The organism is Pseudomonas sp. CROZ-RG-20F-R04-15 (assembly GCF_022662375.1).
In the GTDB taxonomy this organism is placed as follows: domain Bacteria; phylum Pseudomonadota; class Gammaproteobacteria; order Pseudomonadales; family Pseudomonadaceae; genus Aquipseudomonas.
In genome coordinates this window covers 144,161-164,102 of record NZ_JAKNQL010000009.1, presented here as the reverse complement: position 1 = coordinate 164,102, position 19,942 = coordinate 144,161, and the positions used below count along the sequence as shown (strand labels likewise).

General features: G+C 59.7%; 19 protein-coding genes. 6 read left to right on the top strand and 13 right to left on the bottom strand.

Annotated elements, in window-relative coordinates; all coding sequences use genetic code 11:
- Positions 1–8 precede the first annotated feature (8 nt).
- The 3 genes from L8H52_RS15595 to L8H52_RS15585 form a co-directional block, all read right to left on the bottom strand.
- A complete protein-coding gene (locus L8H52_RS15595; protein WP_242207750.1) occupies positions 9–932 on the bottom strand; it encodes an SdiA-regulated domain-containing protein in 924 nt (307 codons plus the stop codon).
- Positions 933–1,200: 268 nt separating this feature from the next.
- Positions 1,201–1,866: a fumarylacetoacetate hydrolase family protein gene (locus L8H52_RS15590; RefSeq protein ID WP_008085293.1), complete on the bottom strand. Its 666-nt coding sequence runs from the start codon at positions 1,864–1,866 to the stop codon at positions 1,201–1,203.
- Positions 1,867–1,907: 41 nt separating this feature from the next.
- Positions 1,908–3,302, bottom strand: a complete 1,395-nt coding sequence (locus L8H52_RS15585; protein ID WP_064116316.1) for an FAD-binding oxidoreductase — start codon at positions 3,300–3,302, stop codon at positions 1,908–1,910.
- A 206-nt stretch (positions 3,303–3,508) separates the two neighbouring features.
- On the opposite strand from L8H52_RS15585, the gene serA reads away from it, so the two are divergent.
- A complete protein-coding gene (gene serA, locus L8H52_RS15580; RefSeq protein WP_008085296.1) occupies positions 3,509–4,738 on the top strand; it encodes a phosphoglycerate dehydrogenase in 1,230 nt (409 codons plus the stop codon).
- A 62-nt stretch (positions 4,739–4,800) separates the two neighbouring features.
- Here the strand turns inward: serA and L8H52_RS15575 are convergent, their stop codons facing one another.
- Complete coding sequence (locus tag L8H52_RS15575; protein WP_102901377.1) at positions 4,801–5,226, bottom strand: DUF4399 domain-containing protein; 426 nt, start codon at positions 5,224–5,226, stop codon at positions 4,801–4,803.
- 135 nt (positions 5,227–5,361) lie between these two features.
- Between L8H52_RS15575 and L8H52_RS15570 the strand changes: the two genes are divergently transcribed.
- Complete coding sequence (locus L8H52_RS15570) at positions 5,362–5,925, top strand: transporter substrate-binding domain-containing protein (RefSeq protein ID WP_034151954.1); 564 nt, start codon at positions 5,362–5,364, stop codon at positions 5,923–5,925.
- Between the two features lie 256 nt (positions 5,926–6,181).
- Here the strand turns inward: L8H52_RS15570 and L8H52_RS15565 are convergent, their stop codons facing one another.
- Positions 6,182–6,667 carry a DUF523 domain-containing protein gene (locus L8H52_RS15565; protein ID WP_242207749.1) on the bottom strand — a complete coding sequence of 162 codons (486 nt, stop codon included), beginning with the start codon at positions 6,665–6,667 and terminating at the stop codon, positions 6,182–6,184.
- Between the two features lies 1 nt (position 6,668).
- Entirely contained in the window at positions 6,669–7,301 is a 633-nt protein-coding gene (locus L8H52_RS15560) for a 2OG-Fe(II) oxygenase (RefSeq protein WP_007913869.1), read from the bottom strand.
- A 108-nt stretch (positions 7,302–7,409) separates the two neighbouring features.
- Between L8H52_RS15560 and L8H52_RS15555 the strand changes: the two genes are divergently transcribed.
- On the top strand, positions 7,410–8,141 hold the full coding sequence (locus tag L8H52_RS15555; protein ID WP_122604472.1) for a DUF2059 domain-containing protein: 732 nt from the start codon (positions 7,410–7,412) through the stop codon (positions 8,139–8,141).
- Between the two features lie 132 nt (positions 8,142–8,273).
- Here L8H52_RS15555 and L8H52_RS15550 read toward each other — a convergent pair whose 3' ends face one another.
- Positions 8,274–9,221, bottom strand: a complete 948-nt coding sequence (locus tag L8H52_RS15550; protein ID WP_242207748.1) for an alpha/beta hydrolase — start codon at positions 9,219–9,221, stop codon at positions 8,274–8,276.
- Positions 9,222–9,319: 98 nt separating this feature from the next.
- Between L8H52_RS15550 and L8H52_RS15545 the strand changes: the two genes are divergently transcribed.
- Both L8H52_RS15545 and L8H52_RS15540 read left to right on the top strand, forming a co-directional pair.
- Positions 9,320–9,898, top strand: a complete 579-nt coding sequence (locus tag L8H52_RS15545) for a DUF6436 domain-containing protein (protein ID WP_242207747.1) — start codon at positions 9,320–9,322, stop codon at positions 9,896–9,898.
- Between the two features lie 102 nt (positions 9,899–10,000).
- Entirely contained in the window at positions 10,001–12,412 is a 2,412-nt protein-coding gene (locus tag L8H52_RS15540; RefSeq protein WP_242207746.1) for a penicillin acylase family protein, read from the top strand.
- 180 nt (positions 12,413–12,592) lie between these two features.
- Here L8H52_RS15540 and L8H52_RS15535 read toward each other — a convergent pair whose 3' ends face one another.
- Positions 12,593–13,558 (bottom strand): DJ-1/PfpI family protein, encoded by a 966-nt coding sequence (locus L8H52_RS15535; protein WP_242207745.1) that lies wholly within the window; start codon positions 13,556–13,558, stop codon positions 12,593–12,595.
- 154 nt (positions 13,559–13,712) lie between these two features.
- Between L8H52_RS15535 and L8H52_RS15530 the strand changes: the two genes are divergently transcribed.
- Positions 13,713–14,354 carry an HD domain-containing protein gene (locus L8H52_RS15530; RefSeq protein WP_242207744.1) on the top strand — a complete coding sequence of 214 codons (642 nt, stop codon included), beginning with the start codon at positions 13,713–13,715 and terminating at the stop codon, positions 14,352–14,354.
- A gap of 142 nt (positions 14,355–14,496) precedes the next feature.
- On the opposite strand, the gene L8H52_RS15525 is transcribed toward L8H52_RS15530, so the two are convergent.
- From L8H52_RS15525 to L8H52_RS15505, 5 genes are all read right to left on the bottom strand, one after another.
- A complete protein-coding gene (locus L8H52_RS15525) occupies positions 14,497–15,387 on the bottom strand; it encodes an ABC transporter permease subunit (protein WP_242207743.1) in 891 nt (296 codons plus the stop codon).
- Complete coding sequence (locus L8H52_RS15520; protein ID WP_178087369.1) at positions 15,384–16,265, bottom strand: ABC transporter permease subunit; 882 nt, start codon at positions 16,263–16,265, stop codon at positions 15,384–15,386. Before L8H52_RS15520 ends, L8H52_RS15525 begins: the two co-directional genes overlap by 4 nt.
- Before the next feature lie 35 nt (positions 16,266–16,300).
- Positions 16,301–17,443, bottom strand: a complete 1,143-nt coding sequence (gene potA, locus L8H52_RS15515; RefSeq protein WP_007913856.1) for a polyamine ABC transporter ATP-binding protein — start codon at positions 17,441–17,443, stop codon at positions 16,301–16,303.
- A 66-nt stretch (positions 17,444–17,509) separates the two neighbouring features.
- The gene (locus tag L8H52_RS15510) at positions 17,510–18,607 is read right to left on the bottom strand and encodes a polyamine ABC transporter substrate-binding protein (RefSeq protein ID WP_277930413.1); all 1,098 of its coding nucleotides are present in this window, start codon (positions 18,605–18,607) and stop codon (positions 17,510–17,512) included.
- A gap of 188 nt (positions 18,608–18,795) precedes the next feature.
- Positions 18,796–19,908: a polyamine ABC transporter substrate-binding protein gene (locus L8H52_RS15505; protein WP_242207742.1), complete on the bottom strand. Its 1,113-nt coding sequence runs from the start codon at positions 19,906–19,908 to the stop codon at positions 18,796–18,798.
- Positions 19,909–19,942: the final 34 nt, after the last annotated feature.

The window sequence follows — 19,942 nt, the reverse complement described above, 5'->3', positions numbered from 1 at the left end:
CAGGACAGTTATTGCTGTTTTTCGAAGCGATAGAACAGGTTGGGCTCGCTGACCATGTACAGCGTACCTGCCTCGTCCATGGTCACGCCTTCGGCGCGGGGGATGGTGTTCTTCAAACCGTTGAAGCCGCCAAGCAGGGTCATGAAGCTGACTTGCTCACCCTTCTCGTCCAGCTCCAGCAGCAGATGTGAATCGGCAGAGAGCACCAGGGTGTGACGCGTGCGGGGATCGATCGCCAGTGCCGAGAGATTGCGAATATCCAGCTCATCACTGGCGAGCTTTTGCTTGTCGCCCTTGAGGGTCTGGCTGCCGTCGCTCTTCCAGGTGAACAGCGCCGGTGGCCGCTCCTCACCGAGCAGTAATTGCTGGTTGTGGGAATCCCAGGTAATGGCTTCGAAGGCCTTGTTCTGGTCTTTCGACGGGCCGAGATCGTATTTGGGGAAGTCGGCGATGTTCAATTCGCGGGTGTCGGCGTCGACCTTGACGATCGACAGCATGTGCTGGCGCTCATCGACAATCGCCATCAAGCCGTTTTCCATGACGGTCAGGCCTTCCGGGTTACTCCAGCCCACCAACGGCATCTTGCGCAGCACATCACCCTGTAGAGTCAGCTCGGCGAGAAACGGGTTTTTGCCCATCACTGAGAACAGCGTTTTGGTCTGCGGGTTGTACGACAGATCCGAGGCTTCGTCCTTTTCCATACCCTTCAGCGGCTTGGCGTCGATCACCACCCGATAGTCCGGCAGCCAGATGCTTTCTTTCTGCTCAGCCTGGCTCTCGAAGCGCTCCTGCACCCACAGCACACCGCGATCATCCCAGTGCATGGCAAACGCCAAGGCGTATGCGGCGGCAATCACCAGCAAGAGCCAGACATACCAACGCAGGGCGAAACGTGAACGGCGAACAGGTTTGAGCTGAGTTTGAGATGACATCGAGGGACGCGTTCCGAAAATTCAGGCTAAGGGTAATAGCACAAAGAGGCCGGCTCAGACGCCAGAATGAGAGGAATTATCCGTACAGGATGTGAAAAAAACGGCAAATGGCGGGATTGCCGTGTGCTGCCAGCGATCTGCAGGGCACCACAAAACAATGTGGGAGCGAGCTTGCTCGCGAAGGCAGAGTGTCAGTCGACATCTTTGTTGACTGAAAAAATGCTTTCGCGAGCAAGCTCGCTCCCACAGAGGATTTGCAGTGTGGCGGTTAGCGCACGCTGCTGGTGAAGCTGCTCGCGCCGACCAGTTCGAGGACGATGTCGTCGCCAACGTTCAGCGGGCCAACACCCACCGGAGTGCCAGTGAGGATCACGTCACCGGCCTGCAGCGAGAAGCAGCCGGCCATGTGCTGGATCATCGGCACGATCGGGTTAAGCATCGCGCTGCTGTTGCCGTCCTGACGCACTTCACCATTGATAGTCAGGCGAATACCGATGTCAGTCAGATCAGCAAAGGTACTGCCGACCACGAAGGGAGCAATCACTGCCGCCCCATCGAACGACTTGGCGATTTCCCACGGCAGACCCTTGGCTTTCAGCTCGGCCTGCTTGTCGCGCAGGGTCAGGTCCAGCGCCGGGGCGAAACCGGAGATGGCGTCGAGCACTTCTTCACGGCTCGGTTTGGTCGACAATGGCTTGCCGATCAACACGGCGATTTCCGCTTCGTAATGCACCGAACCACGCTCGGTCGGAATGGCGAAACCGCCCTCCAGCTCGACCACGCAACTGCCCGGCTTGATGAACAGCAACGGTTCGGTAGGTACCGGATTGTCCAGTTCCTTGGCGTGTTCGGCGTAATTGCGGCCAATGCACACGACTTTCCCGATCGGGAAGTGGATGCGCGTACCGTCGACGTACTGGTGCTGATAGCTCATTTACCGACTCCTGCCTTCATTGATTCATCAAAGATTGCCGATCAAACCGCGAAAATCTTGCCCGGGTTCATGATGCCGTTCGGGTCGAACACCGCTTTTACCGCTTTCATGTACTCGATCTCAACCGGCGAGCGGCTGTAGGTCAAGTAATCACGTTTGGTCATGCCCACGCCGTGCTCGGCGGAGATCGAACCGTTGTACTTCTCGACGGTTTCGAACACCCACTTGTTGACGGTCGCGCACTTGGCGAAGAACTCGTCCTTGCTCAGGTTATCCGGCTTGAGGATGTTCAAGTGCAGGTTGCCGTCGCCGATGTGGCCGAACCAGACGATTTCGAAATCCGGATAGTGTTCGCCGACGATCGCGTCGATTTCCTTCAGGAACGCCGGCACTTTCGACACAGTGACCGAGATGTCGTTCTTGTACGGCGTCCAGTGCGAGATGGTCTCGGAGATGTACTCGCGCAGTTTCCACAGATTCTGCAGCTGGGTTTCGCTCTGACTCATCACGCCGTCCAGCACCCAGCCCTGCTCGACGCAATGCTCGAAGGTTTCCAGTGCGCTGTTGGCCACTTCTTCGGTGGTCGCTTCGAATTCCAGCAATGCATAGAACGGGCAGTCGGTCTCGAACGGCGCCGGTACGTCGCCACGGCCCATGACTTTGGCCAAGGCCTTGTCGGAGAAGAATTCGAACGCGGTCAGGTCGAGCTTGCCCTGGAAAGCGTGCAGCACCGGCATGATCGAGTCGAAATCGGCGGTGCCGAGGACCATCGCGGTGAGGTTTTTCGGCGCACGATCGAGGCGCATGGTCGCTTCGACGACGAAACCGAGGGTGCCTTCAGCGCCGATGAACAGCTGACGCAAGTCGTAACCGGTGGCGTTCTTGATCAGGTCTTTGTTCAGTTCCAGCACATCACCTTTGCCGGTGACAACTTTCATGCCGGCGACCCAGTTACGGGTCATACCGTAGCGAATCACCTTGATCCCGCCGGCATTGGTGCCGATATTGCCGCCAATCTGGCTGGAACCTGCCGAAGCAAAGTCGACCGGGTAATACAGACCTTTCTCTTCGGCGACGTTCTGCAAATGCTCGGTGACCACACCCGGCTGACAAACGGCGGTGCGGTCGGTGAGGTTCACGTCGAGAATCTGATTCATGTAGTCGAACGAGACGACCACTTCGCCATTCGCCGCCACCGCAGCAGCGGAAAGCCCGGTGCGCCCGCCCGATGGCACCAGCGCGACCTTGTGAGTGTTGGCCCAGCGGACCACGGCCTGCACCTGCTCGATGGTCTTGGGGAACACGATGGCGCTGGGCGCCGGGGCGAAGTGCTTGGTCCAATCCTTGCCGTACGCATTCAGGGAGTCGGCGTCGGTCAGGACCTTGCCAGGCTCGACCAGGGTCTTCAGTTCATCAATCAGGGCAGGATTGGTCATCGACAGAACTCTCGAACAATTCATGGTCATCCTGAGAACGCTTCACGTCGCAGGAATGAGTGTTTAGCGGGGAGGCTATGCTAGCATATCGACCCCGCAGGACAGTGCCCCAGGCCTGATCTGCGGTAACGGCTTTCCTGCCGTTTGGGTCAGCTCCAGGCTGCGCCCCTCCCTGCCATTTTTCTCCGGGATACAGGTTTACGCAGATGAGCAAGACTTCTCTCGATAAGAGCAAGATCAAGTTCCTTCTTCTCGAAGGCGTCCACCAATCGGCTGTCGACGTCCTCAAGGCGGCGGGCTACACCAGCATCGAATACCTGACAGGTTCCTTGCCGGAAGCTCAGCTCAAGGAAAAGATCGCTGACGCTCACTTCATCGGCATTCGCTCGCGCACCCAACTGACCGAAGAGATCTTCGATCACGCGAAGAAGCTGGTAGCGGTCGGCTGTTTCTGCATCGGCACCAACCAGGTTGACCTGAGTGCTGCCCGCGAGCGCGGTATCGCCGTGTTCAATGCGCCGTACTCCAACACCCGCTCCGTTGCCGAGCTGGTTCTGGCCGAAGCGATCCTGCTGCTGCGCGGCATCCCGGAGAAAAACGCTTCCTGCCACCGTGGCGGCTGGATCAAATCCGCAGCCAACTCCTTCGAGATCCGTGGCAAGAAACTCGGCATCGTCGGCTACGGTTCGATCGGTACCCAGCTGTCGGTTCTGGCTGAAGGTCTGGGCATGCAGGTGTATTTCTACGACACCGTGACCAAGCTGCCGCTGGGCAACGCCACTCAAATCGGTAGCCTGACCGAGCTGCTGGGCATGTCCGACATCGTCACCCTGCACGTTCCGGAAACCGCTGCGACCCAGTGGATGATCGGCGAAAAGGAAATCCGCGCCATCAAGAAGGGCGGCATCCTGATCAACGCGGCGCGTGGCACCGTGGTTGAACTGGACGCTCTGGCGGACGCAATCAAGGACAAGCACCTGATCGGCGCGGCCATCGACGTATTCCCGGTGGAGCCACGCTCCAACGACGAAGAGTTCGAAAGCCCGCTGCGTGGCCTCGACAACGTGATCCTGACCCCGCACATCGGTGGTTCGACCGCCGAAGCGCAAGCCAACATCGGTCTGGAAGTGGCAGAAAAACTGGTCAAGTACAGCGACAACGGTACCTCCGTTTCGTCGGTGAACTTCCCGGAAGTGGCCCTGCCGGCTCACCCTGGCAAGCACCGTCTGCTGCACATCCACGAGAACATCCCGGGTGTGATGAGCGAGATCAACAAGGTCTTCGCCGAAAACGGCATCAACATCTCCGGTCAGTTCCTGCAGACCAACGAGAAGGTTGGCTACGTGGTAATCGACGTCGACGCCGAGTACTCGGACCTGGCGCAAGAGAAGCTGCAGCACATCAACGGCACTATCCGTAGCCGTGTGCTGTTCTGATCGAACGCTGAGCGACAAAAAAGGGAGCCTTCGGGCTCCCTTTTTCATGCACGGCGAAACGGTTATTCGACGTTGATGGTGATTTTCTTCGAGACGATTGGCGGGTCGAATGCCATGTGACCGCTGTCGCCAAGTTCCAGCTGCAAGGTGTGTTTGCCCGGAGCGAGCTTGATGTCAGCCTGGGTTTGCGCCTTGCCGAAGTGCATATGGTTGGCATCGGTAGGGACGACCGAACCGGCAGGAACAATTTCCTTGGCGTCGATCAGCAGGTGATGGTGACCGGTGTTCTTGGTGACGTCACCGGCCGGCGCCAGTGCGACGTCCTTGGTACCGAACTTGACGGTGAAGGTCTGCGAAACCGTGGCCCCGTCCTCGGGAGAAACGATGAACACTTCGGCGCCTTTGGGGGCCGGTGTCGCCGCACTGGCCAGCACCGAAACGCCCATCAGCACACCCGCGAACGCTGCACGTGACATAAAGCTTTTCATTTTCTTCTCCAGTTTTTCCGTAAAATCCGCACGGTCATGACAACTTCATGACCATTCGTTGTCGAAGGCACTCGACAACCATAGCAAAGCGAGCCTGAATCAGAGGATCGCGATAATGATTTCAAAGGAGTGACCATGCGCTTTCTGCCTGGCCTGATCTGCCTGCTACCCCTTTTGAGCCCGCTGGCTCACGCCGAACTGATTGATGACGTCAACGACCGTGGCGAGCTGCGCATTGCCCTTGAGGCTAATACACCGCCCTTCAATTTCAAGGAAGGCGACACACTCACGGGGTTCGAGGTCGAGCTTGGGCAACTGCTGGCCAACGAGCTGGATGTGCGCGCCGACTTCATCGTCACCGACGAGGCCGACCTGCTCCAGGGCGTTGAAAGCGGCAAGTACGACGTCGCGCTCAACCACATAGCACTGACACCCGAACTCAAGGATCGTTTCGACTTCAGCGAACCTTACGGCAAGGTCGATTCGCAGTTGCTGGCAAAGAAGGATGAGCAGCCCCGGCCGATGGTGCTGGTGCAGGCGTTGACGGAAGAGAAGCCGAAGGCGGCGGCGCCGGTGGATCTGGCGATTCCGTTTCAGAAGGGTAATCCGGCGTTTCAGGCCAGCCTTGCGAGTGCGATGCAGCGGATCAGGGCGGATGGGCGTTTGGCGGCGTTGACCGAGAAGTGGTTGAAACCTTAAAAGCCCCTCACCCTAACCCTCTCCCAGAGGGAGAGGGGACTGATTGGGGGATGCTTTAGAGGTACGCCGACCTGGAAATGGATGTACCGAATCCGAAATTGACTGGTCATGACTGTGTTGAATCCATAGTCGATCAGTCATGGCTGTGTCGAATCCACAGTCGATAAGGTCTTTCAGGTCGATGAATAGCGCCGGACACCTCGGTCGGCCCCCTCTCCCTCCGGGAGAGGGCTGGGGTGAGGGCAACGATTGCGGATCAGTCCAAAGCAGCAAGGGCCAGCGCGGCCTGCGGCAGTTCAAGCTCACTGAACACCTGCACACCATGGCGCTTGAGCAATGCGGCCGTTACGCCTTCACCGGAGACTTTCACGCCACTGAACGTCCCGTCGTAAGTCAGCAAATTCCCGCAAGAAGGACTGCTGGCCTTGAGCACTGCCACACGAATCCCGTGCTTCTGCACCAGCTCCAGCGCCTGCCGCGCCCCCTCTAGAAACTGCGCACTGACATCCTCGCCCTCAGTGGTGATCACCGCCGCAGCACCATCCAGCACCTCACCACCCTGCCCGCCCGGAATCTCCGCCGCCGCCCGTGGCGTCGGCAATCCCCCCGCCACCTCCGGACACAACGGCACCACCCGCCCTTCAACAATCCACTGTTCAAGCAGATCAAACGGCCCGCTCGCGCCACCGTCGTAACGCACGCGATGACCCAGCAGGCAGCGACTGACCAGAATCCTGTCCATCTCAGAACGGCTCGTTGCCACGGCGGCGAAACCAGCCAGTCAGCGACAGGCGCTCGCGGTTCGCCGGCAGCACTTCATGAGGCACTTCGCCGGAAAGAAACACCACCAGACAACCGCCCGTAGGCTGCACGTCATGCACGCGCTCATCGTTCAGATACATGCGCAACTGACCGCCATCCTCCGGCAGCCACGCATCATTGAGGTAGACCACCACCGAGACCATGCGCTTGTCATCATCGCGAAAACGGTCGACATGCCGGCGATAAAACGCACCCGGCGGATACAGCGCGAAATGGCATTCGAAGTCCTCAAGACCGAGGAACAAGCCACGGTTGAGCGCCTCGCGCAGGCTCTCCATCAGGTTCAGATAGCGGTCGCTGGCCTCGGCCTGCCCCGGATCGATCCACTGAATGTGGTCGCCACGAATCCCCTCGCGGATCTCCGAGAACGGCCCACGCCCCACCGCCGCTGGCGCCAGCTCTCCCTCGGCTTCACGTTTGCGGCACTCGGCCGCCAGCTCGCGGGTCAAACCGGCGGGCAGGAATATGTTCTGCTGCGACCAGCCGTGTTCCGCCAGGTCGTCGACAATGCGTAACAGCAGTGGGTGTTCAGAGGATATTTGCATGGCGCGCATAGTATGTCGGCGGCAAGAAATCCGACAGAGCCACGCGGCGGCTTGATACGAATTCTCGACAAGTACCGGCACCGCACGGAGAATAGTCCGCTGCTGACAGGAGTCCCTATGCGCCGTTTGCTTTTTTCACTGTTGATGTTCTGCGTGTTGCCCGCCTGGGCGGACGGCCACGATCAGTTGTACAAGGTCGCCGGCTGGCCAGATCAACGTGCGCATTTCAACGATGCCCTGACAGCTGCGCAGCAGCGCTACCAGAACAGCCTGCCACCCGCCGTCTTTCAAGCGTTGGTCAACAACAGCAACCAGCGCTTTGCCCCGCAGGCCGTGGATCAACGTGCCGAAGCACAACTGCGGCAGAAACTCGCCGATCCGAAACCGGCACTGACCTTCTTTCAATCGCCACTGGGCAAGAAAATTGTCGCGGCTGAATTGCTCGCAACCCGTCGCGATCAACTGGCGAAAAATGCCAAGGGCCTGCCGAAGATGCAGGCCAGCGACAGCCGTCTGCTGATCATCGGCCATCTCGCGCAAGCCTTGCCTGCCCGTGAAGCCGGCGCCGAAGTCAGCCTGGCGATTGCAGGTGTAGCGGCGGACAGTTTGAGTTCGATGATTCCGGGATTGCTCGGTGGCGGTCAGGCGCAGGGCATGTTGAATGGTCAGCGCCAGCGCTTGATGGATCAGATCGGCGCGGACATGAACAACACGTTGCTCTATGTCTATCGCGATTTGTCGGATGAAGAGCTGGAAGAGTTTGCGACGTTTGCTGAATCGGCTGAGGGCAAGGCGTATTACCAGGCGGCTTTGGCGGCGATTCGCGCGGGGTTGGCGGTCGGCCAATGATCTTTAGCGCCTGACCGATCGCCTTCGCGAGCAGGCTCGCTCCCACATCTGGATCTTCAGCGAACCAAAATTTGTGAACATCCCCAATCCCCTGTGGGAGCGAGCCTGCTCGCGAAGAGGCCCTCACAGACGCTACGGATTCCTGCCCCTGATCCGCTTGCTCAGAAACTCGAAATACTCCTCGCGCATCTCCGCCGTCTCATTCGCCAGATGATGTCGCGCCTCGGCCAGCAGCAAAATCTGCGGCCGGTCGAACTTCCACTTCATCACCTGCAAATTGTGCTGCCAGTCGACGGTCATGTCCGCCTGCCCCTGAATGATCAACGGCCGTCGCGGACTTTTTTTCGCGTGCTCGACGCGGATGATCCAGCGTGACAGTGCGCCCACCCACTTCGTCGGCAAGCGCCGTGGTTGCAACGGATCGGCCTGCAGAAACGGCAGGAAAGCCGGATCGTTGGAATTCTCGCTGAAGCGTCGCGCAACACCCCGGACGAAAGGCCTGAGCAGGTAATAGCTCAGTTGCGACCAGCCCCACGCTCGCGGCCGAACCAGTGGCGCCATCAAAATCACCTGACCCTGCGCCGGGCTGTTTTCAGCATGGTTGAGCAGGTGATCGACCACAATCGCCCCGCCGGTGCTCTGCCCGCACAGATGCCACGGCTGCGGCAGCGCGATCGACTGCGCCTCGGCAAACAAGGCTTGCAGGACGTCCTGGTATTCAGAGAAATCGCGAATGCTCGCGCGCGGCCCGCTCGACAGGCCATGGCCCGGCAAGTCACAGGCGATCACCACAAAGTCCTGGTCCAGCGCCCACTCGATCACATGCCGGTAGAGTCCGACGTGATCGTAGTAACCGTGCAGCAGGAACAGCGTCGCCTTGACCTTCTCCGGCCACCAGCAATGGCTGACCAGCTCATAACCGTCGACGTCGAAACGGCCCATGCCACGCCAGACATCGCGATGGGGAAAATCGGTTTGATAAAACTGCTGGTACGCCTTCGCCTCGTCCGACAACGGCTGCCACTCGGCCAAAGGCTTGAGGCTGGCGCGGATTTGATCGGGGTCGAAAGTGGCAGACATAAGGCAATTCCAAAACGGTAAACAGACTTTATCGGCCTGCGATATTCATCTGTCGTGGCAGACATGGCAAGCTAGCCCGCCTCTGAGGAACCAAATCCATGCGTTCGCCCTACCGCACCGCACTGTTTGCCAGCCTGCTCGCGCTGATCTGCGCCGGGGTGCTGTGGGCCGCGTATGACTGGTTTCAAGGGCGTTATCTGCGCGCATTCAGCGAACACACAGCGGTGTTTTCCGGTGATCCGCTGCGCCTTCCTGACAATCTCGCTGGCCCCGGCAAGATTCGTCTGGTGCACTTCTGGGACCCGGCTTGCCCGTGCAATGTCGGCAACCAACAGCATCTGACCGAGATGGTCGAGCAGTTCGGCGCCAAAGGCGTGGAGTTCTTCGCCGTGCAAAAAACCGGCAGCCACGGCCAGTTGCCCGCGACCCTCAGCAGCCTGAAAACCATCACGATATTGCCCGGCTCCGAACGGGTGCCGGCCAGCCCCGCCGTGGCGATCTGGGACCGCAGCGGCAAACTGGCGTACTTCGGCCCGTACAGCGAAGGCCTGACCTGCAACTCCAGCAACAGCTTTATCGAACCGATTTTGAATGCTCTGACGGAAGATCGCCCGGTCAATGCCACGCACACCCTGGCGGTCGGGTGTTACTGCCCGTGGCCGGTGGAGGCGCAGTAAGGCATTCCGGACTTTTCAAGGACAGCGCTGCACGGGCCGGAGGGTCTGTGCTAATTGTTTGCAGCCCGACGGGCGGCAATCCCGCATGCACAAGGAGTCACCATGAAGCGCGTGTTCACCGTAATTGGCTTGCTCATCGTTGTTCTGCTTGCCGGCGTCGGCTGGTATGTCTACAGCAAACAACCGACGCGCCAGGGCCAGGTCGAACTGCGCAATCTGCAAGGTTCGGTGACCGTGCGCTACGACGAGCGCGGTGTGCCGCACATTCGCGCCGAGAACGAAACCGACCTCTATCGCGCCCTCGGTTATGTGCATGCCCAGGACCGGCTGTTCCAGATGGAAGCCATGCGCCGCCTCGCCCGGGGCGAACTGGCCGAAGTGCTCGGGCCGAAACTGCTCGACACCGACAAACTGTTCCGCAGCCTGCGCATCCGCGAGCGCGCCGCCAGTTATGTCGCCAGTCTCGATAAACAGTCACCGGCGTGGAAGGGCCTGCAAGCCTATCTGGATGGCATCAACCAATATCAGGACACTCACGCCGCACCGATCGAGTTCGACGTGCTGGGCATCCCCAAACGGCCGTTCACGGCGGAAGACAGCATCAGCGTCGCCGGCTACATGGCCTATAGCTTTGCGGCGGCGTTTCGCACCGAGCCGCTGCTGACTTATGTGCGTGATCAACTGGGCGCCGATTACCTCAAGGTCTTCGATCTCGACTGGCAGCCCAATGGTGTGCTGGCCAACCGTCACGCCAAGCCAGCGCCGGCCCTCGCCGCCGGCGACTGGAAAGACGTCAATGCCCTCGCCCGCCTCAGCGAACAAGCGCTGATCGACAATGGCCTGCCGCAGTTCGAAGGCAGCAACGCCTGGGTGATTGCCGGCAGCCGCAGCCAGAGCGGCAAGCCGCTGCTGGCCGGTGACCCGCATATTCGCTTCTCGGTGCCGTCGGTGTGGTACGAGGCGCAATTGTCGGCGCCGGGCTTTGAACTGTACGGCCATCATCAGGCGCTGGTGCCGTTTGCGTTTCTGGGGCACAACCTCGACTTCGGCTGGAGCCTGACCATGTTCCAGAACGACGATCTGGATCTGATCGCCGAGAAGATCAACCCGGACAATCCGAATCAGGTCTGGTATCGCGGCCAGTGGACCGACATGGTCGTGACCGAGCAGCAGATCAACGTGAAGGGGCAGTCGCCAGTGACCCTGACCCTGCGCCAATCGCCCCACGGACCGATCGTCAACGATGCGCTCGGCACCGCCGCCGGCAAGACGCCGATCGCCATGTGGTGGGCGTTTCTCGAAACGCCGAACCCGATCCTCGAAGGCTTCTACCAGCTCAACCGCGCCGACACCCTGGCCAAGGCCCGCGCCGCCGCAGCCAAGGTGCAGGCACCGGGGCTGAACCTCGTCTACGCCAACGCCAAAGGCGATATCGCCTGGTGGGCTTCGGCGTTGCTGCCCAAGCGTCCGGCCGGGGTGAGGCCGGAATTCATTCTCGACGGCAGCAGCAATCAGGCCGACAAGGACGGTTTCTACCCGTTCAGCGCCAACCCGCAGGAAGAGAACCCGGCACGCGGCTACATCGTCTCGGCCAACTTCCAGCCGCTGTCGCCGACCGGCATGGAGATTCCCGGTTACTACAACCTCGCCGATCGCGGCCAGCAACTCAATCGCCAGCTCAGCGACAAGAGCGTGAAGTGGACCAACGAGGCCAACCAGAAACTGCAACTGGGCACGGCGACCGGTTATGGCCCGCGATTGCTGGCGCCATTGCTACCGGTGCTACGTGAGGTGGTCAGCGATCCGGCGCAACTGAAACTGGTCGAGCAACTGGCGCAGTGGCCGGGCGACTATCCGCTGGATTCGGTTAATGCGACGGTGTTCAACCAGTTCCTCTATGACCTGGCCGATGCGGCGATGCGTGATGAGTTGGGCAATGATTTCTTCGAGACATTGCTGTCGACGCGAGTGATCGATGCGGCGCTGCCGAAGCTGGCGGCGAATGCGGATTCTCCGTGGTGGGATAACCGCAGCACGCCGGCTAAAGAAACTCGCGCTGACGTCGTGCGCACGGCATGGCAGGCGAGCATGGCGCATCTGAAGCTTACGCTTGGCGACGATGTTACTGGCTGGAAATGGGGGACCGCGCACACGCTGACTCACGGGCATCCGCTGGGGCAGCAGAAGCCACTGGACCGCATTTTCAACGTCGGACCGTTTGCGGCGCCGGGCAGTCATGAGGTGCCGAACAACCTTTCCGCACGGATCGGCCCGGCGCCGTGGCCGGTGACCTACGGGCCCTCGACGCGGCGGCTGGTGGATTTTGCTGATCCGGCGCATGGCTTGACGATCAACCCGGTCGGGCAGAGTGGTGTGCCGTTTGATAGCCACTATGACGATCAGGCTGAGGCGTATGTCGACGGGATTTATGTGCAGGCGCATTTCAATGCTGAAGAGGTGACGGCGAATACACGCAGTACGTTGAAGCTGTTGCCGATGCGGGCAGCGCCCTAAAAGCCCCTCACCCTAGCCCTCTCCCAGAGGGAGAGGGGACTGACCGAGGTGTCTTTCGCTATGCACCGACCTGAGAGATCGAGTCGATTATTGATTCGGTACAGCAACATCACGTCGGCGTATCTCCCCAATATCCCCCAATCGGCCCCCTCTCCCTCTGGGAGAGGGCTGGGGTGAGGGTTAGAGCAACACCGCAAAATTCAGCCGAAACTGCTGCGGCGTCACCCCCAACCGCCGGTTGAACACCCCGCGCATATGCTGCGCATCGCGAAACCCGCACTGATACGCCACCGTCTTCAATGGCGCCGCCGTGCTTTCCAGCAGCACCCGCGCCGCATCCACCCGCGCCCGCTCGACAAACTCCGCCGGCGTGACTTTCGCCTCCCGGGCAAACACCCGCGAGAAATTACGCGCACTCATGTTCGCCGCATTGGCCAGATCGGCAATCGTCAGATCGCCGGTGAGATTGGCCAATACATACAACTGCACCATTGCCACCGCCGATGTCGGCTCCGCATGGGGCGTGAGGAACGGACTGAACTGCGACTGCCCACCGGAACGCTGCGTAAACACCACCAGCCGTTTGGCTACGCTTAACGCCACTTCGGCACCGTGATCACGGGCCAGCAGATACAGCGACAGATCAATCCCCGCCGTCACCCCGGCCGAGGTGTAGAGCGTGCCGTCCTCAACGTACAGGCGATCCGCTTCAACCCGCGTTGACGAACACAACTGCGCCAACGCCGCGGCATCGTTCCAGTGCGTGGTGACCGTGCGCCCTTCCAGCATTCCGGCGCGCGCGAGCATGAACGCGCCGTTGCAGATCGAGCCGAAGCGCTGCGAGCGTGAACAGGCCTCGCGCAGCCAATCATCGAACATCGCGCCAAAGTCCATGAACGGCAATTGCGGACCTCCGGCAACCAGCAGCAGGTCATAGGCGTCGAGTGCTTCGCTGAAATGCCGATGGGCATTCAGGGTCAAACCGTTGGAACAGGCCATCGGGCCGTGCTCGACGCCAATCACCTCAAGCCGATAGTGATCCTCGGGCGCCAGGAAGCGGTTGGCCTCGGCGAACACATCCATCGGGCCGCTGACATCCAGCGACTGCACACCTGCGAACACCACAATGGCGACGGTTTTGCTCATGGCGGCAAAGCTCCTTTGGGTCTCTGAGCGGAGTTGGCACGATTTGCAGGTGGATTGGCAAGGATCGCAGCCATGGATCGATTGTCCGGTTTCAGCCTCGGGCACAGACTTTCCCCATCAGCGCCACGACGGCGTTTTCGACGAGGAAACCGTTATGAGCAGCACCATCGCCGGCATCAAAATCCCTGACAGTGCCCTCGCCCGGGCCACCACCGAGTACATCCGCGACATCGAGTCCGACCTGCTCTACCACCACTCGCGTCGGGTATTCCTGTTCGGCGCATTGAGCGGTGAGCGCCAACAACTGGCCTACAACCCGGAGCTGTTATACGTCGGCGCAATGTTCCATGACCTCGGTCTGGTCGAAGGTCATCGCAGTGATGACGAGCGTTTTGAAGTCGACGGCGCGAACGCGGCAGCAGCGTTTCTCAAGCCGTATGGCTTGAGCGATGACGACATCGAACAGGTCTGGCTGTCGATTGCCTTGCACACCACGCCGGGCGTGCCGAAGCATCTGCGTCCGACCGTAGCGCTGGTGACGGCTGGTGTCGAGATGGATGTGCTGGGGATGGATTACGCGGCGTTCAGCACCGTGCAGCGTGAAGCGGTGGTGCATGCGCACCCGCGTGGGGAAGGCTTCAAGGAATGCATCATCTGCGCGTTTGCCGATGGCTTGCGCCATCGTCCGCAGACCACGTTTGGCAACGTGAAGACCGATGTGCTGAAGGATCAGGAGCCGGGGTTCAGGCCGATGAACTTTGTTGAAGTCATCCGCCAATCTCCTTGGACTGCCTAAAACCAAATGTGGGAGCGAGCCTGCTCGCGAAAGCGGTGTGTCAGCCAACATTTGAGTCGACTGACACTCCGTCTTCGCGAGCAGGCTCGCTCCCACATCGGGATCCGGGCTGGTCTTGAGAAAGCGACCAACCCGATATTGCCTACGCCACTTCCGGCGCCGGCGCGCGGCGCACATCCGGCTGTTTCCAAGAGTCGGCAGCACCTTCTTCGATGGCTTGCTGAACGGCCTTCTTGCGCGCTTCTTCGGCACGGCGGCTGAAGAACCAGACCATGAAGGTCACCAGCGACACGGCCAGCAGAATCAGGCTGGCCACGGCGTTGATCTCAGGCTTCACGCCCAGACGCACCGCCGAGAACACTTCCATCGGCAGGGTCGTCGAACCCGGGCCCGACACGAAGCTCGCCAGTACCAGATCATCCAGCGACAGCGCGAACGACATCATGCCGCCCGCCGCCAGCGATGGCGCGATCATCGGGATGGTGATCAGGAAGAACACCTTCCACGGCCGCGCCCCGAGGTCCATCGCCGCTTCTTCGATCGACAGGTCCAGCTCACGCAGACGCGCCGACACCACCACCGCCACATACGCCGCACAGAAAGTGGTATGAGCGATCCAGATGGTGACGATGCCACGTTCCTGCGGCCAGCCGATCATCTGCGCCATGGCCACGAACAGCAGCAACAGCGACAGACCGGTGATCACTTCCGGCATTACCAATGGCGCCGTCACCAGGCCGCCGAACAGCGTGCGGCCCTTGAAACGGGTGATACGCGTCAGCACAAACGCTGCCAGCGTGCCCAGCGCCACCGCGGCAACCGCGGTGTAGCAGGCGATTTCCAGCGAGCGCAGCACCGAGCCCATCAACTGGGTGTTGTCGAGCAGGCCGACGTACCACTTGATCGACCAGCCGCCCCACACCGTCACCAGTTTCGAGGCGTTGAACGAATAGATCACCAGGATCAGCATCGGCAGGTAGATGAACAACAGGCCCAGCACCAGCATCAGGCTGGAGAAACGGAAGCGCTTCATTCTTTACCCTCCATTTCCTTGGCCTGACTGCGGTTGAACAGAATGATCGGCACAATCAGGATCGCCAGCATCACCACCGCCAGCGCAGACGCTACCGGCCAGTCACGGTTGTTGAAGAACTCTTGCCAGAGCACTTTACCGATCATCAGGGTTTCCGGACCGCCGAGCAGTTCCGGGATCACGAACTCGCCGACCACCGGGATGAACACCAGCATGCAGCCGGCAATGATCCCGTTCTTGGACAGCGGAATGGTGATTTTCCAGAAGCTGTTGAAGGTGCTCGAACCGAGGTCGGAGGCTGCTTCCAGCAGACTGTGATCGTGCTTCACAAGGTTGGCGTACAGCGGCAGGATCATGAACGGCAGGTACGAGTAAACGACACCGATGTACACCGCCAGGTTGGTGTTGAGGATCTGCAAAGGCTCATCAATGAAGCCCATGCTCATCAGGAAACCGTTGAGCAGACCGTTGTTGCTGAGGATGCCCATCCACGCGTAAACGCGGATCAGGATCGCGGTCCAGGTCGGCATCATGATCAGCAGCACCAGCACCGTTTGCATCTCTTTACGGGCGGTGGCGATGGCGTAGGCCATCGGGTAGCCGATCAACAGGCACAACAGCGTGCTGAAAAACGCCATCTTCAGCGAGCCGAGGTATGCGGCGATGTACAACTCGTCGCCCGCCAGCATCGCGTAGTTGCCCAGGTTCAGCAGCAGTTGCAGCTTCTGCTCGGCGTACGTGTAGATCTCGGTGTACGGCGGGATGGCCACGTCGGCTTCGGCGAAGCTGATCTTCAGGACGATGAAGAACGGCAGCATGAAGAACAGGAACAGCCAGATGAACGGGACCCCGATGACCAACTGCCGGCCATTGGGGATTATTCGGTTGATGCGACGTTTGAATTTGCGCATGTTCATGAGCGAAGTACCACGCCGCTGTCGTCTTCCCACCACACGTAGACTTGATCGCCCCAGGTCGGACGTGCGCCGCGACGTTCGGCGTTGGCGACGAACGACTGCACCAGTTTGCCGCTCGGCAATTCAACGTAGAACACCGAGTGACCGCCCAGATACGCGATGTCGTGCACCTTGCCGCTCGACCAGTTGTACTCGCAGGTCGGTTGATCGGCGGTGACCAGCAGCTTCTCCGGACGAATCGCGTAAGTCACCGATTTGTCCTGTACCGAGGTGCTGATGCCGTGGCCGACGTAGATCTGCCGGTCGAGGTCCTTGCAGGTGATGGTCGCGTGGCCTTCGGCGTCGTCGATCACTTCGCCTTCGAAGATGTTGACGTTGCCGATGAATTCGCAGACCAGACGGCTGGTCGGGGTTTCGTAGATGTCGATCGGGCTGCCGATCTGCGCAATCCAGCCAAGGTGCATGATCGCGATGCGCTCGGCCATGGTCATGGCCTCTTCCTGGTCGTGCGTCACCATTACGCAGGTCACACCGACGCGCTCAATGATTTCCACCAGCTCCAGTTGCATCTGCGAACGCAGTTTCTTGTCCAGTGCGCCCATCGGCTCATCGAGCAGCAACAGCTTCGGCCGCTTGGCCAGCGAACGCGCCAGCGCCACACGCTGACGCTGACCGCCAGACAGTTGATGCGGCTTGCGCTTGGCGTACTGGCTCATCTGCACCAGCTTGAGCATCTCGGCCACGCGGGCATCGACTTCAGCCGCCGGGATCTTGTCCTGCTTGAGGCCGAAAGCGATGTTCTGCGCCACGGTCATGTGCGGAAACAAGGCGTACGACTGAAACATCATGTTGATCGGACGTTCGTACGGCGGCATGTCGGTAATGTCGACGCCGTCGAGAAAAATGCGCCCCTCCGTGGGCCGTTCGAACCCTGCCAGCATCCGCAGCAAGGTAGATTTGCCCGATCCCGAACCGCCGAGCAGGGCGAAGATCTCGCCCTTCTTGATTTCCAGGGACACATCGTCCACGGCAATCGTCTCGTCGAACTTCTTCGTGACCCGGTCGATTTTGACCAACACCTGTTTCGGTGTCTGGTCGCCCTCGAGGGCTTTCTTATAGGCGCCGGAGGCAACTGCCATTTACGAAACTCCCAGAAAAAAACAATGCAGTTCGCCCCGCAAGGCGAACCCAGGATGGTGTGTGCCTTACATCCCCGACTTGACCTTGGTCCAGCTGCGGGTCATCAGGCGCTGAATGTTCGGTGGCAACTCGATCGACACATAGGCCTTGTCGATAACGGCCTGCGGCGGATACACCGACGCATCGGTGCGGATGGATTGTTCCATCAACTTGTCCGAACCCGGGTTGGGGTTGGCGTAACCGACGTAATCACTGACCTGAGCGATCACCTCAGGTTTCAGCAGATAGTTGATGAAGGCATGGGCCTCCTTCACGTTCGACGAATCCTTCGGAATCGCCAGCATGTCGAACCACAGCGCACCACCCTCTTTCGGCACCGCGTAGGCGATGTTCACGCCTTTCTTGGCTTCCGCTGCGCGGTTCTTCGCCTGGAAGATATCGCCGGAGAAACCGATGGCTACGCAGATGTCGCCGTTGGCCAGGTCACCGATGTATTTCGAGGAGTGGAAGTAGGTCACGTAAGGACGCACCGCGAGCAACTTGTCGGTGGCTTTCTCGTAGTCCTTCGGATTGGTGCTGTTGGCATTCAGGCCCAGATAGTTGAGCACGGTCGGCATCATTTCATCAGCCGAATCGAGGAATGCCACGCCGCAGCTTTGCAGCTTCTTGATGTTCTCCGGCTCGAACAGCACACCCCACGAATCGATCTTGTCGACACCCAGCACAGCCTTCACTTTATCGACGTTGTAACCGATGCCGTTGGTGCCCCAGAGGTAGGGAACTGCGTACAGGTTACCCGGATCGTTCTGTTCCAGACGCTTGAGCAGCGCCGGGTCGAGATTGGAATAATTCGGCAGCTGCGACTTGTCGAGCTTCTGGAACGCGCCTGCCTTGATCTGCTTGCCGAGGAAGTGGTTCGACGGCACGACCACGTCGTAGCCAGTACGTCCGGCCAGCAGCTTGCCTTCCAGGGTTTCGTTGGAGTCGAAGACGTCGTAGACCGGTTTGATTCCGGTGGCTTTCTGGAAGTCGGCCAGGGTCGTCTCGCCGATGTAATCGGACCAGTTATAAATATGCACCGTACCGGCGGCCTGGGCTCCGACAGCAATCGTCAGGCCGGCAGTGGCCAGCAGGGCTTTGCGCAAAGAAGAAAAAATAGGCAAGTGGAGGTCCTCTAAATTAGTTGGGCCCAAGTTGCCCCGCGCTGCATGACAGCGATGGCTGCCCGGCAACAAAACCGGCGCGCAACTTACCCTCGAAAAACCGTTCCTGCAAAACTTCCTGTCATTTAATTGATCCGCTGGCCGCCCGCGCAGGGCATGACGGCCAACGGTTACTGCTTCAAACCGGCTTATTTACCGGATTTGATCTTGGTCCAGCTGCGGGTCAGGATGCGCTGAGTCGCGGCCGGCAAGTCGGCAATCGCGTACAGCTTGGCCAGCACGTCAGCCGGTGGGTAAACGCCCGGGTCGCTGGTGATATCTTTATCAACCAGTGGGGTTGCAGCGGCGTTACCGTTCGGGAAGCGTACGGCGTTGGTGATTTCCGCCATGATTTCCGGCTTCTGCAGGAAGGTCATGAACTTGTAGGCGCCTTCGACGTTTTCGGCATCCTTAGGGATGGCGACCATGTCGTAGAAGCTGCCGGCACCTTCTTTCGGAATGTTGTAGCTGACTTTCACCTTGTCACCGGCTTCAGCCGCGCGCGACTTGGCCTGGTAGACGTCACCCGAGTAACCCACGGCCACGCAGATGTTGCCGTTGGCCAGATCAGAGATGTACTTGGACGAGTGGAAGTAGGCGATCGAAGGACGGACCTTCATGATCAGCGCTTCAGCCTTGTCGATGTCTTCTTTCTTCTGGCTGTCGGTTGGCAGGCCCAGGTAGTGCAGTGCCACAGGGATCATCTCGGTTGGCGAGTCGAGCAGGCTGATGCCGCAGGATTTCAGCTTGGCCGCGTTTTCCGGCTTGAAGATCAGATCCCACGAATCGACAGGTGCATCGGCGCCCAGTGCAGCCTTGACCTTCTCGGCGTTGAAACCGATGCCGATCGAGCCCCACATGTACGGGAAAGCGTGCTCGTTGCCAGGGTCGCTGACCGACACGGCTTTGAGCAAATCAGTGTTGAGGTTCTTCCAGTTAGGCAGCTTGGACTTGTCCAGCTTCTGGTAGACACCGGCCTTGATCTGCTTGGCGAGGAAGTTGTTCGACGGTACGACGATGTCGTAGCCGGACTTGCCAGCCAGCAGTTTGGCTTCGAGGGTTTCGTTGCTGTCGAAGACGTCGTAGACGACTTTGATGCCCGACTCGTCTTCAAACTTCTTGATGGTGTCCGGGGCGATGTAGTCGGACCAGTTGTAGACGTGCAACACCTTGTCGTCCGCCTGAGCCGCAGCCGCCATGATTCCCATCAGGGACATGGCGAGCAGTGTCTTGCCAGCGAGCTTTTTGCCTAATGCCTTCATGCGTTAATGCTCCAAATTTTTCTTTTTTGAACCA

What these genes read in the sequence shown, in the direction of transcription:
- L8H52_RS15595 (WP_242207750.1), bottom strand. Translation starts at nt 932, where the DNA reads ATGTCATCTCAAACTCAGCTCAAACCTGTTCGCCGTTCACGTTTCGCC.
- L8H52_RS15590 (WP_008085293.1), bottom strand. Translation starts at nt 1,866, where the DNA reads ATGAGCTATCAGCACCAGTACGTCGACGGTACGCGCATCCACTTCCCG.
- L8H52_RS15585 (WP_064116316.1), bottom strand. Translation starts at nt 3,302, where the DNA reads ATGACCAATCCTGCCCTGATTGATGAACTGAAGACCCTGGTCGAGCCT.
- serA (WP_008085296.1), top strand. Translation starts at nt 3,509, where the DNA reads ATGAGCAAGACTTCTCTCGATAAGAGCAAGATCAAGTTCCTTCTTCTC.
- L8H52_RS15575 (WP_102901377.1), bottom strand. Translation starts at nt 5,226, where the DNA reads ATGAAAAGCTTTATGTCACGTGCAGCGTTCGCGGGTGTGCTGATGGGC.
- L8H52_RS15570 (WP_034151954.1), top strand. Translation starts at nt 5,362, where the DNA reads ATGCGCTTTCTGCCTGGCCTGATCTGCCTGCTACCCCTTTTGAGCCCG.
- L8H52_RS15565 (WP_242207749.1), bottom strand. Translation starts at nt 6,667, where the DNA reads ATGGACAGGATTCTGGTCAGTCGCTGCCTGCTGGGTCATCGCGTGCGT.
- L8H52_RS15560 (WP_007913869.1), bottom strand. Translation starts at nt 7,301, where the DNA reads ATGCGCGCCATGCAAATATCCTCTGAACACCCACTGCTGTTACGCATT.
- L8H52_RS15555 (WP_122604472.1), top strand. Translation starts at nt 7,410, where the DNA reads ATGCGCCGTTTGCTTTTTTCACTGTTGATGTTCTGCGTGTTGCCCGCC.
- L8H52_RS15550 (WP_242207748.1), bottom strand. Translation starts at nt 9,221, where the DNA reads ATGTCTGCCACTTTCGACCCCGATCAAATCCGCGCCAGCCTCAAGCCT.
- L8H52_RS15545 (WP_242207747.1), top strand. Translation starts at nt 9,320, where the DNA reads ATGCGTTCGCCCTACCGCACCGCACTGTTTGCCAGCCTGCTCGCGCTG.
- L8H52_RS15540 (WP_242207746.1), top strand. Translation starts at nt 10,001, where the DNA reads ATGAAGCGCGTGTTCACCGTAATTGGCTTGCTCATCGTTGTTCTGCTT.
- L8H52_RS15535 (WP_242207745.1), bottom strand. Translation starts at nt 13,558, where the DNA reads ATGAGCAAAACCGTCGCCATTGTGGTGTTCGCAGGTGTGCAGTCGCTG.
- L8H52_RS15530 (WP_242207744.1), top strand. Translation starts at nt 13,713, where the DNA reads ATGAGCAGCACCATCGCCGGCATCAAAATCCCTGACAGTGCCCTCGCC.
- L8H52_RS15525 (WP_242207743.1), bottom strand. Translation starts at nt 15,387, where the DNA reads ATGAAGCGCTTCCGTTTCTCCAGCCTGATGCTGGTGCTGGGCCTGTTG.
- potA (WP_007913856.1), bottom strand. Translation starts at nt 17,443, where the DNA reads ATGGCAGTTGCCTCCGGCGCCTATAAGAAAGCCCTCGAGGGCGACCAG.
- L8H52_RS15505 (WP_242207742.1), bottom strand. Translation starts at nt 19,908, where the DNA reads ATGAAGGCATTAGGCAAAAAGCTCGCTGGCAAGACACTGCTCGCCATG.